This is a genomic window from Paenibacillus plantarum (assembly GCF_013141695.1).
In the GTDB taxonomy this organism is placed as follows: domain Bacteria; phylum Bacillota; class Bacilli; order Paenibacillales; family NBRC-103111; genus Paenibacillus_E; species Paenibacillus_E plantarum.
Map to the genome: position 1 here is coordinate 1 of NZ_WHNY01000004.1, position 11,039 is coordinate 11,039.

The following is an 11,039-nucleotide window of genomic DNA, read 5'->3' on the forward strand; positions in this document are numbered from 1 at the left end:
AAAAAAAGAGAACTAATTCCCTAAAGGATAGGAGAGGAGGTGTCTATCCACACACACATCCCTCTCCCTTTTTAACACCAAAACCTACTTACTTGCTCTTGCTTTCGTCCAATTGTTATTGAGATCGTTAGAAATCTTATCCAGCGCAGTACCGCCCATCATTTCTTGACCAAGCTTCTTCCAATCCAACTGGATGGCATTCACGTATTTATTGAAGTTCTCTCCGCCTGGACGATAGTTAAATTCTTCAAATTTGTTCGTTTTGTAGAAATCATTCAAGAATGGAACATCCGCTTTAACGCCTTCCATCACGGAATTCGATTGCTTTTTATTGACATAGAATGTGTAAGCATCTGAGCCGAACATCCACTCTTGGAACTTCTTAGCCGCTTCTTTATTCTTGGATTTATTGTTAATTCCGAAGAAGTTATCCGTAAACGTCATCACTTTCAACGGCTCCGTCTCCGAATGACGTGCAGGCAATGGGAATGCTGCCAAATCATCAATATTGCCTACCTTCGCTTGATATTGCGGTAAGTACCATAATCCGGCAGCGATCACAGCTGCTTTTTTCGCTTCAAACAATCCAGTTGCTTGATCATTGCTTAAGCCTAACGGATCTGCGCCCATGACTTTGGCATCATACAACTTCTGAATATCACTATAGGCTTGATAGAATGGTGTACCTTTATCAAAAGGTTTGTCCATTGCGGCAATTTTGTCATAATAGTTTTCATCGCCTGATGCCAACAATGGCATGAACTCATTGAACGGATAATTCGGCCAGGAGTCTTTACCGCCCATGGCATATGGTTGATACTTTCCGGCTTTTTTAATCGTCGTTAATGCGCTTACAAACTGTTCCCACGTTGTAGGTACACTCAAGTTCAACTCTTTAAAAACACTCGGATGATAGTAAACAAGTTCAGGGAAAGAAATCATCGGCAACGCAAGAACTTTACCGTCTACTGCGAACTGCTTTGCTTTCGTATTTTTGGACGTTACGCTTAAATCATCTAGTGGAAGGAGTTCAGCTTTAAAGTCATTGATGAAATTCGGCTTGAGCTCAATAATATCTGGTAGTTCATTCGCTGCTAGTCTTACTTTCATTGCTTGCAAATAGTCGCCATCACTTTTGAACGTTTCGACTTCCATTTTCACGTTAGGCATCACAGTCGAGAACTCTTTTACCTTCTTTGTCCAGCTGTCTAGAAATCCACTGTCGCTATCCCACATTGCAAGTTTTAATGTGATCGCATCCTCTTTCTTGCTATCTACGATCGTAGGTGTAACCGAAGAACTACTGCCCGTCGGCGTCGTTTTGTCTCCACATCCTGCTAGTCCGAAAGTTAAGGCAATGGAAAGTACAGATGTAACTAATTTTCTTTTCATAATCTTTGTTTACCCCCTTGAAGTTACGTTAAGTTGTTTACACCCCTATCTTACACAAAACCAGAATACGCTTTCATTGATATATTTAGTGATTACCTTGATAAATTTTGGGGTTTATTCTTTCTTCTTAGCGTAACAATCCCGATATTTCTGCGGGCTTATTCCCCGGTATTTTTTGAATACACGACTGAAATGTTCGGGGTTCTCATATCCCACTTTCACAGCAATCTCATACATTTTCATATCACCTTCAATTAGCCTTGTCGCCTCATTGATACGTAGTTTCGTGACATATTCAATAAAATGCTCTCCTGTTTCTTTGACAAACTGCTTGCTGAGATGACTCTCCGTGACTTGCGCCCATTCACTCACTTGACCAAGGGTGATGCTGCTACAATAATGCTTCTCAATGTAACGTTTAACTTTTTCTACTAAGCGCTGTGGGTTTTCTTCGCGCATTTTATCAGGATGAAGCAGCTCTGCAAACCTGATCACAAGTTGCTCAATCCACGCATGGAGATCCTCACGGAATGTAAACTGCTCAACAATTTCATAGGGTCTTCGCCGGGTCTCAATCACATGCGTCCAATTCATCCCCTTCGCATGCAGCAAGGCGCCGATATTCCAAATCAATTCTTCATACACAGGAAGAGCGCTTTCTAAGGTCACATTAGACACTTCACTCAATTGGTGTAATCCTTCGTACAACTGCTTCTGCCAGTTCATATCGCCATTCTCCATACGTTGCATCATCAGATCATGATCCCATGGCATCAGATAGGGTCGATCATTCATGACGATCGTTTCAGGATAATAGACACGCCCTGGACCTTCTGAGAATCGCAGACAAGCCAAGCTTCTTGCTTGGCTGTACTTGAGATGCCAGTTCTTCCAATCCTTACATGCATCAGATACACCAATCGATAGCGATACATTCAGAAAATTTTTGACCGTATTTCGCAAGGAGTCTAAGAGTTCCATCACTTGTCCTCGCAAATTTAAATAAGAAGTCGAAGATTCGAAACAGAGAAGGAGTGCAATTTCATCCTCTTGAACAGCAATAAGCTCGAATGGATGCTTGACGATCTCGATCCTTTGTTGAATCGTTCTAGCCAAATGTTCATAATTACCTATCTCCACAGCGTCAGACAATGAAATATCAGGCGATGGTTTATCCGGCAATATAGCTACTAGGACAACCTGATAGCTTGCATATGCCGTCACCCACTGTTGAAACGTATCATCTTGCGCTACATTATGGTTATATGTGTAGTCTTTATCGCAGATCAAACCTCGCAGCCAACTTTCTCGCTGTTTACTATCTAACTCATGATGTTGCTTATCCAAATTTGCTGAAAATACCGATTTTTCGGTCAGGAGGCTCGTTGTCTTTTGAATGACCGGTATAATATGTTCAGGGTCAAGATCTGCTTTCATGATGTAATCAACAGCGCCAAGTAGAAATGCCTTTCGCACAAATTCAAAATCCGAGTAGGCACTCAGTACAATACTCATCGGAGCGTGAGCCAAATTAGCTTCCTGCAGCTTAGATAGCAGCGTGAGCGCATCCATAATGGGCATGCTCATATCGACAATCATGAGATCAATATCCTGATAACCCGATATGCGTTCCCAAGCTCCAAGTCCATCTACAGCCTCAGCTACTACAACACATCCCAATTCAGACCAGGGAATAAGGGCATTCAAAGCAAGTCTCACTAGCGGCTCATCATCGACGATCATCACCCTAAACATACGCTTCATTTCCCCTCTTGAAAGTCATCCGGATTCTATTCATCTTGAACAATCACACGATCATACTTATGCTCGAGGCAACCAGGTACTTCAAACAACAAATAACTTTGGCCGTTAACGATCCCGCGAAATGAATGCGGATATAGCATGTATTCCTCTTTTGATAAAAGCGGAAGAACCGATACATCGTTGGATAGTGCGAACTTTTCTTTCTGCGAAAAGGCCGTCGTCAAGTTTTTCGCAACAAGGATGATGCGTTCATACTTGGTATCATATAAACAAAATTTCATTCAAATTGCCCCCCTTACATCTCTCTAACTTTCTATAGAACGATCAGGATGGTGGATGGTCAGGATCGCTGGACAGCAGCGGCAATGTCACGACGACTTCCGTGCCAAGTCCAAGCTCGCTTGTGATGATCAGTCCATAGGCTTCTCCGTAATTCAAACGAATGCGATCCTTCACATTAGCAATCCCAATCCCACACAGTGACTCCACCTTCTTCTCTTGGAGCAAGGCTCCCATCTTCCGCTGTTCCATGCCCTTCCCATTGTCAGTAATCGTAAGAATAAGTTGATTATTGTCTTGTTTACCTGTAATTTTGACGATTCCCATCGATTCTTTGCCGTAAAATCCGTGAATAATGGCATTTTCAACAATAGGTTGCAAAAGAAGCTTGAGAATGTAGGTATTTGTAACACTTGCATCCATGTCATACTCCACTTTGAAACGATCCCCATACCGAACTTTCATAATATGAATATATTTCTCTAAACTCTGCATTTCATCCGATACTTGGATGTACGATCCGCCGCGATGAAACGTAGAGGATAAAAGCTTAATGAGTGAATCAGTCATTTCGACCAAATTTGTCGCCTTAGACAGCATGCCCATAATTTTTATCGCATTGAGTGTATTAACAAGAAAGTGCGGATTAATTTGAGATTGAAGCGCATCAATCTCTGCTCGGTTCTTTAACTTCTCCTGCTCTTGCCTTTCGATAATGAGCTCTTGAATGCGTACTGCCATATTCTGAAATGTTTTCCCTAGCGAATATATTTCTAATGGGCCCTGAAGATCCAAATCGACTTGAAAGGAACCGCTTTTCATTTTATTCATTTGATAGATTAATGATTTAATAGGCCCGACAATGCTGCGGACAAGGAAAAAAGAGACAATTAGAAACAGGATTAACCCAGAAGCAGATACATTCATAATAAAAGTATAGATCTGTTTGACTTGCGCAGTCATCTGATCATACGGTGTAATGTAGATGATTTTCCAGTCCGTTCGTTCCATTGTCATAAAGGTTACAAACATCTTGCCACCTTGTTCATTCGTTTCAAAATGGCCGCTTTTCTTATTGCTTGCCCCTTCAATCGTTTTCTTTTCAATGGCATTATTTTTATCTTTGCTCGTATCCAACATGATATTTCCATTGCCATCGAGGATGATAAAACTTCCGTTTTGGTTAGAACTAGACTCGGCAAGATTCTCGAACATTTTGGCTTGGATCACAAAATAGATCATTTCAACATCATTAAATGACTTCTCAAATTGCGGCGCAATGGCAGCTGATACGATATATTTATCGCCAGATTCGATCAGTTTATTCTCATCAGGCCCGAACAGCATGACACGCCCTTGGTTCTGGAGCGCTTTCTTATACAGAGACGTACTTTTCAAATAATTGACGTTAATACGCGTGTTAATGTTGTGAAAGTGGGTGCCTTCAAAGAAGTAAGCACCTCCATCTCGATAAACAAACATCGCCGAAACGAAGTCAGGCATATCGTGTAAATAGCTTTTTATTTGATTTTCGATTTGGCTGGAATAACTGAATTGTTCATTGGATTCGTTGCTGCGATGATAAGAGGTAGCAAGGGAGATGAGATCTTTATCCGTGGCAATGGCGGCACTTGTCCTAATGTATCTGCTTTGTTCCTGATCGATGGAATACGATACTTGCTCTAGCGTCTGCATCGTGCGTGAAGTGATGTTGGTCAGCAAAATATCTGTGTAGGCACGTAAGGATAAAAAAGTAACCAAAGCGATCGGCATGACAATGACGCAGAAGAACATGACATACAGAATCGATGTGATTGGCCATCTTTTTTTGAACATACGCATGTAAGCGCCCCCATTTAATAAAGCTCCTGTTGTTTGACAAAATTCTACAGTCATCTATGTTAATTTTAGATTGGAACATAGGTGACGTCAATTCCACAAAAAATCCCATATATCTCCTTCTACCCGAAGAGGAAGGCGTCTTGACTTCCCCTCAGCGTATGTACACGACTTATTCCTTCATGGCTCCATCCATCAGTCCAGCAAAGATAAATTTACGTAAGATCAAATACATGAGGATCGTAGGCAACATGACCAATATGATCGCTGCCGACAGTTCGTTCCAGTAGGTTGCACGTTCGCCTACAAACGTCATTAATGCGGTCGAAAGTGTGCTTAACTTCTTGGACGGCATGTATAAATAAGGGATGTACATGTCATTCATGATATCTACAGCTTTAATAATCGCGAGCGTCGCCGTTGCCGGAAGCATGAGCGGAAATAAAATGGAGCGAAAAATCCGGAAATAAGAGGCCCCGTCTAGTAGTGCGCTTTCGTCCAGCTGTTTGGAGATTTTCTCAATAAATTGCAAGTAGATGAAAATTTGCATGAGATCCGTTCCTGCATAAATAATGAGCGGAGCAAAAAGTGTGTTATAAACACCTAGCGATTTAATGGTCTGAAAACGAGCTACTTCCGTCGTATAGGTAGGCACTACGGATGCAACGATGAATAGTAGGAAAATCGTTTTCTTGAATCTGAAATTAAACCGATTAAGAACAAACGCTGTCATTGCTCCCAGAATGGCATTAATGACCACACTTGAGACTGTAATGCTGATTGAATTTAGAAATCCAAGGAGCATATTCGTTTTCTCGAACACGACGATGAAATTTTTGAACGACCAACTGATCGGAAGTGAGAATGGCGATGAGGATGCCAACTCCGGCGCTGATTTGAATGCTGCAAATACAACGACAAGCAGAGGAACGAAAATAATTAGCGTGATGATTGATAATAGCAAGTAATACAGGATTTTGCCAAGGTTTGCGATAAATACAGTTGATTCCATTTTTTGCGATTTGGTTGCCAATTGGATAGGTGACTTGCTCATGATGCTTTGTCTCCCTTCTCGCGGATCAATAAGTTTTGAATGAAAGTGAATACAATGATCATCAACATAAGAATAATGGCCATCGCTGAAGCCAAGCCGTAGCTATTGTATTTAAACGCTGTATTGATCGTAAAAATTGTAAAGGTACTACTTGCATTGCCTGGACCGCCTTGCGTAACCAGAAAAGGAATATCGAACACTTGAAGTGCGCCTCGAATATTTAAGAACAAAATAATTTCAATCACTCGCCGAATACCTGGCAGCACGATATAGCGAATTTGCTGCAATTTGTTCGCGCCATCAATGGTTGCCGCTTCGTAAAGGTCATTCGGAATCGACTGCACGCCCGCTAGAAATAAAATGATATGAAATCCTGCAAACCGCCATAGGGAGATGGCGACAAGTGAATAGTTCACAATGTTTACATCGCTGAGCCAGTTATGAATCCAACCCTCTAAGCCGATAGCTGTCAACAGCTCATTCACAGGACCGTTTACTGGGTTGTATAAATAGCTGAAAATATAAGCGACTGCAACGCCATTAATAATGTAAGGCAGTAACACAATGGAGCGGAAAAATTCGCTTGCCCGCATTTTGGCATTGAGCATGACCGCTAATAATATCTCAAACGGAATAAGCGCTGCATGGATAATAAAATACAGCCAGTTATTTGAAAGCGATTGCCACACTTGCGACATTTTGAACGCTTTCAAGTAATTATCCCAACCTACAAAATGCAAATCTCTGCTGATCCCGTTCCAATCTGTCATACTGTATTGGAACAGTTTGACAGTTGGGTAAATCAGGAATAACAACAGCAACCCAATCGGCAAAGCCAGAAAAGAAAAAATAAGCACTCTCTTTTGCATCATGTCATTCATGTGTGTCCCTCTCATTCCTACCTAATGTAAAGCTAATTTTAGTGAGATTGGACGCGCTTTCACATGATAATTTTTGTGCTTTCGATTGATAAATTTTGTGTCTGCCTCCGTTTTACTGATCAAATGGTTGAACAATAACAATGACCATTTAAACGTGAAAAAACCTTACGATTTCTCGTAAGGCTTTGTTTCATGGTTATTTTTTCATCTATGAACGGAGCTTGATTACAAGCGGATGCGTCGTATCCAGCGTATACCCCTCAGTAAAATGTATCTCATTACCTTTGATTGTGTATGCTAAGTTATCACCATTCCATTGAATTTGTTCAATCGCCATGAGTTGTTCCACGGGAAGTTTAAATACCTTTAAGTTAAGTTGCCCACCTAAAATTTGAAGGCATATTTGCTCTTCACGTTTCTCGAAAGTCCCCCAGCCTGCATCAAGCGACCAGAAGGTACGGAATATCCCCTCTTCGGATTGTACGGGGTTGAAGCCGATCATACCTGTAACCATATTGTACTCAAATCCGCTGAAAGCCTGCAGCAAGGAGTAGCTGGCCATCGATCTGGCGTAGTTGCTGCCGCACTCGATCTCGTTCCACGGATTGCGCTTTTCGCCGTCGTAACGATTACGAATCGCTTGCACGATAGACACCCCCTCTTCAATGAATCCTTCCTGGATCATGTGCGAGGCAGCCTGATATTCAAAACCCGTCATCGTTTCCGTGTTGTACGTCAATGGAATCGCTGGTTTGCTTATTCCTTCGGGCCATGTGCAGATAACCAGTCCTCCCTCATCACCCAGCGAGTACAGCCTCCAGGTATTGGCCTCGTGTCTCATGCTGGTTTTAAAATTGTACCGATACAGTGACTGCAATGCGGTGCGCGTTTGGCCTTTATCAAAAATCTCGCCTAGCCCCGATAAATTAGCATGCCACTGCGCAATGACTTGGTCGATGACACAGCCTTCGGCAACCTGATATTTGATTTCTTCCAATTCCACATTCCAATATTGAAGAACCGTTTCCTCGTCGAATTGATCCAGCAACGATTTATCCGATAAATCCACTTGTTGAACGTAATACTGACCATTGAATAAATGCTCATCTACCCACTGTTTACCGCTTTGAAATAAATGACTGAACTCCTCTGCTGTTGCCTGTTCGCCTAAGAACTCAGCCATTTCGGCGCCTGCTTTGAGCGCAGCCAAATATAATCCGCTCAACCAAGCGTTTGGACCATACAGCTCCATATCCAACGTATGATGCTGCCTGCCGACAAGAACGCCTTTCTTTTCGGGGTCCCACTTGTCCTCATTAGTGTCAGACCACGCGTATTCAATCGATTGCTTGATGGCAGGCCAGATAGATTGCAACCACGCCGTATCACCAGATATTTTCCAATCCCGATAAGCTTTCATGACGCCGCCGAATTGTCCGTCTGCACAAGCGCGGAAATCCATCCTCTCGCGTCCTAGCGGGAGCATCAAACGAAATGACATTCTGCCATCCTCGCGTTTGTTGTACTTGAAATCCAGATCCCTCATGCTGCGTTCCAGCCTCGGGAACAAAAACGGCAATGCGTAGGCGTAGTTCCACACATGTGTGCAGGATCCTTCACAACACCCGGTATCCTCGATGACGCCTTCAAATCCATAAAATGAACCATCAGTCAGCCTTAAGCTCGTCGCCGACTTGAGGACAGATAAGTTCGCGGAAACCGCGTCTTTGACAACATCAGGCACGGTGGAAGCATACAGCGCTTCTTTAAATGTAAGGGTAGATTCATATAGGTATTTCCAATGTTTAAAAGCATACTTCGCGCTTGCCCGAGAATCTTCAAATAGGGTCGCATAGTAATTTCGCCAGACATTAGGACCATCTGGATTTGGATTCCAATAATTGTTCACATTCGGGAAGCTCCAACTGATTGTGAATCTGATCTTTTTCTTCTCGCCAGGCATTAGCTCCGTATGCGCAGCTAGCGATGCCGTATCTTTCCTGCGCACAGGTGGCTCATCCTCGCGATACTGCCTGTTGTTCAAGTGCCCTGGTTGCGCAAAGTCATGCCAGAACATCTCCAGATTATCGCACCACCCGCCACGGTACCAGAATTCTTGATAACTAATAGCTGCCGCATCCGTGGCAATCGTTATATCGCCATAATAAGGATCTTCACTGTCATACTGATTGGATCCTAGCAGGATCGAATGGACGCCATCCATATCTCCGTACTGGTGAATAACCTTCTCTGTTGGAATCGGATTGCCGGCAGAGAGACATAACGTATAAGTGAGCGGCAGTTCTTCCGTATTTTCCAACTCCCACTCGAAAAAGGCAGCGGGAATACTGGAATCGTCCTCTTGAAGGGGAATAAATGGATTAAAAGCTACTAGTTCAATACGTCCTGGGAACTTTGATTCCGCGAACGACATTTCAGCAAATGGGAATTCTCCCCTGAACTCAACTTCTTCGAAATGCGGCATCCCTGCCATCGTTTGGCTCTCCGGTCCGAAGCCATATCCGCTATGTAAAGGAGCGTTTCGAACATGTTCACCTACGTAAGAAGCTTGCAAATCTCCGTTTAACACACGTGCATCCAGAACTTTTCCATGCCTTTCTGCTTTTATTGCAAAGTGACTAAAACCGTTGAAGCTCTTTTTGTTTGGGCGATTAAAAATTTCCCAATCCACTAATCTTCCATTCCCCGATAAACCTATGCATCCGCTTCCTATGCCACCTATTGGAAAGCTGATTTCTCTTGTTTTGGCGCCTTTATACACGTTTTTCATGTGTTTCCTCCGATTGTAAAATGGTATACTAAAGTTATCTACTCCCTTTATCATAATGTAAAAACAGACTAAATTCTTTGTGGATAAAATGCTTTTTTTATGTAAAAAACAACTGCAATTGCATTCTGAAAGAGGTGTCATATTTGTGATTTTAGAAAATTATGCGGTAGCTCCTTTTATTCGAATCGCGGGTTATGCAGTCCGACCTCCGTTTATTTTAGGTGAACGCAACTTGCTGGATTATATCCTCTTTTATGTGCAAGAAGGTCAGTTTGAGATTCAACTGGGCGGTGATACCCATATGTTGAAGGAAGGCGACCTCTGTCTGTTTCAGCCTGGTGATGTGCATATCATTAAGGGGATTACCCCTACGATTAATCCATATATTCACCTTGATTTTTTCTATAATCCGTTGAGGGAAAGCAGCTTTGTAACCCTGCCTGGGCAATTGGACATTGCCCCCTACGCCGCTTATATGCAACCTAGGATGCATGATTGCCAGGATCTCCGAATCCCCTTTAAGCTGGAGACGGCCCACTCGAATAAAATGAGAGATCTGGTGCTGAGAATGATCGAGTGCTGGCAATCACAAACGTATACAGGCGTCATGGAGGCCAATCAGCTTGCCCACGAATGGCTGACTCTAATATTCAAAATCTACATGAAACCCCAAACGGTATCGGTATCTCCCCAGCCCTTTTTGAACTGGATCACATCTTATTTTGCATTTCACATTTCCGAACCAATCAACGTCATCGATATGGCCAAGAGAGCCGGGCTTTCGCCATCCAGATTTAACGTGCTCTTCAAACAGCATTTTGGCACGACACCTTACCAATATTTGTTGCATTTACGCATCGAACATGCGCGAGAATTATTAAACGAAGGGGTCTCTATTCAGAAAGTGAGCGAATACTGCGGCTTTACGGACGTTCATCATTTCTCCAAAACTTTTAAATCCATCATAGGTACTAGCCCTGGTACTTATCGAAGAAACAAAAAAAAAGAATGGTCTGCCTTTTGAGCGCAGCCATTCTTT

Annotated in this window: 8 protein-coding genes; 1 reads left to right on the forward strand and 7 read right to left on the reverse strand. The window is 42.7% G+C overall.

Translation table 11 applies throughout. From position 1 onward, the window contains the following. Positions 1-84: 84 nt before the first annotated feature. From GC096_RS00020 to GC096_RS00050, 7 genes are all read right to left on the reverse strand, one after another. Positions 85-1,392: an ABC transporter substrate-binding protein gene (locus GC096_RS00020; protein ID WP_171628256.1), complete on the reverse strand. Its 1,308-nt coding sequence runs from the start codon at positions 1,390-1,392 to the stop codon at positions 85-87. 114 nt (positions 1,393-1,506) lie between these two features. After that, positions 1,507-3,147 carry a helix-turn-helix domain-containing protein gene (locus GC096_RS00025; protein ID WP_171628257.1) on the reverse strand — a complete coding sequence of 547 codons (1,641 nt, stop codon included), beginning with the start codon at positions 3,145-3,147 and terminating at the stop codon, positions 1,507-1,509. Between the two features lie 35 nt (positions 3,148-3,182). Next, complete coding sequence (locus GC096_RS00030) at positions 3,183-3,437, reverse strand: hypothetical protein (protein ID WP_171628258.1); 255 nt, start codon at positions 3,435-3,437, stop codon at positions 3,183-3,185. Between the two features lie 43 nt (positions 3,438-3,480). Further along, complete coding sequence (locus tag GC096_RS00035) at positions 3,481-5,277, reverse strand: sensor histidine kinase (RefSeq protein ID WP_171628259.1); 1,797 nt, start codon at positions 5,275-5,277, stop codon at positions 3,481-3,483. Positions 5,278-5,446: 169 nt separating this feature from the next. Further along, a complete protein-coding gene (locus GC096_RS00040) occupies positions 5,447-6,328 on the reverse strand; it encodes a carbohydrate ABC transporter permease (RefSeq protein ID WP_246302486.1) in 882 nt (293 codons plus the stop codon). Continuing rightward, positions 6,325-7,209: a carbohydrate ABC transporter permease gene (locus GC096_RS00045; RefSeq protein ID WP_171628260.1), complete on the reverse strand. Its 885-nt coding sequence runs from the start codon at positions 7,207-7,209 to the stop codon at positions 6,325-6,327. Before GC096_RS00045 ends, GC096_RS00040 begins: the two co-directional genes overlap by 4 nt. A 208-nt stretch (positions 7,210-7,417) precedes the next feature. Then, the gene (locus GC096_RS00050) at positions 7,418-10,000 is read right to left on the reverse strand and encodes a GH116 family glycosyl-hydrolase (RefSeq protein WP_171628261.1); all 2,583 of its coding nucleotides are present in this window, start codon (positions 9,998-10,000) and stop codon (positions 7,418-7,420) included. A 145-nt stretch (positions 10,001-10,145) separates the two neighbouring features. Here GC096_RS00050 and GC096_RS00055 point away from each other — a divergent pair, with 145 nt between their 5' ends. After that, a complete protein-coding gene (locus GC096_RS00055; protein WP_171628262.1) occupies positions 10,146-11,024 on the forward strand; it encodes an AraC family transcriptional regulator in 879 nt (292 codons plus the stop codon). Positions 11,025-11,039 lie beyond the last annotated feature (15 nt).